This is a genomic window from Martinezella calliandrae (assembly GCF_030272695.1).
Lineage (GTDB): Bacteria > Pseudomonadota > Alphaproteobacteria > Rhizobiales > Rhizobiaceae > Rhizobium > Rhizobium calliandrae.
Genome location: NZ_JARFYN010000145.1, coordinates 1 through 1,432, shown reverse-complemented (window position 1 = coordinate 1,432; position 1,432 = coordinate 1). Strand labels below are relative to the sequence as shown.

Sequence of the window (1,432 nt, the reverse complement as noted above, 5' to 3'; positions counted from 1 at the left end):
TAGTACTACAGTTGCGTTTGATCTCTTGATTTATAGTGAGCGATCATTGCAGACGCTTGATGCATGCGCCGCCAGAGTGACCATGCGAAGATAAAACGAACTCTGATCGGCGGCGGCAGTAGGAGACGTGTGATCAGGTAGCGGATCTCTGCGACGCTGGGCACGAACGCCAGCGCATTGGTCAGGCGGCGATTGGCGGGTTTGGACTCGTTTCGTTCGGTTTGCCAGCAGCGGTACGGCGTAGATCGGCGCCGAGCCTGGCGAGGAAGGCTGCGGCTGCCATGACGAGTGTCATGTGTCGGTTCCAGGCATGCCAGGAGCGCGCTTCGCAATGATCCAGGCCGAGGTCGTCCTTGGCACGCTGAAAGCATTCTTCTACTGTCCAACGCAGCCCGGCAGCGCCAGCCAGCTCGCTCAGTTCGGTGCCGGCAGGCGCAAAGACAAAATAATAGGCGCGCGCATCGGGCTCGCGCCGACTGCGCCGGATCAGAAGCCAGCGCTCCCATTGCGCATCTGGACGAGAGCTTAGAGAAATACGGGCCCAATCATAGAGCCGGAGGCCCTTGGCGCCTTCGCCGGCCGCATGGCTTGACCAAGCTTCCGCCTCTAATTCCGCAGCCATCGTTTCCGGATCGGTTTGCTCGAAGCGTTGCTCACGAACAAAGCGAAGGCAATGATTAGAGCGAACCGCCAGAACATAAGGCTGGCCGCGGCTTTCCAGCATCCGGCGCAGCTTGGAATCCGAACCATAAAGCGCATCGGCCAATACCCACGCGCAGGGCGTGCCTGCATCGAGAGCATCTGCAATGAGCTTGGCTGCAATGGTCGGCTTGGTCGCGAAGACCTGCTTCTGCGGGATGTGGGCAGAAGCACGGCGCGCTTCGTCTTCAGCCCACTCCTTCGGCAGATAGAGCTGCCGATCGATCAAAGTCTGACCGTAGCGGCTTGCATAGGCAAGGAAAACGCCGACCTGACAGTTCTCGATTCGGCCGGCCGTGCCGGAATATTGTCGCGCGACACCGACCGAATGCGCTCCCTTCTTTAGGAACCCGGTCTCATCGACCACAAGAACGCCGTCCGCATCACCGAGCGCCTCGATTGCATAAGTGCGAACCGTATCGCGCAACGTATCGGCATCCCACTGGCTGCGCCCCAGCAGCGATTGCATCCGATAAGGGCGCTCCAGTCCCGCCTGTTCAGCCATCAGCCAGCCAGTCTTGCGCTCTACTCCCGACAACAAACCATCCAGAAAGGCACTCGCCGACGCACGCAGTTCTCGGCGACCAAACACCGGGCCTAGCCGCTCCTTCAATGCATCGAGCTCGTGCTGCCACGCCAGCACTGATCCAGACCAACCCGCAACCGACATTGAATTCCCTCCTGTCAAATGCAGGAAGTGAATCATGATTTCAAACGAAACGCAACTGTAGTA

Annotated in this window: 1 protein-coding gene; it reads right to left on the bottom strand. The window is 59.2% G+C overall.

Annotation, left to right across the window (positions count from 1 at the left end; translation table 11 throughout):
• Positions 1-181: 181 nt before the first annotated feature.
• Positions 182-1,369, bottom strand: a complete 1,188-nt coding sequence (locus PY650_RS36395) for an IS701 family transposase (protein WP_285884937.1) — start codon at positions 1,367-1,369, stop codon at positions 182-184.
• Positions 1,370-1,432 lie beyond the last annotated feature (63 nt).

Bases quoted from the DNA above. Each gene is read 5' to 3' on its own strand.
- PY650_RS36395 (WP_285884937.1), bottom strand. From the start codon at position 1,369: ATGTCGGTTGCGGGTTGGTCTGGATCAGTGCTGGCGTGGCAGCACGAG.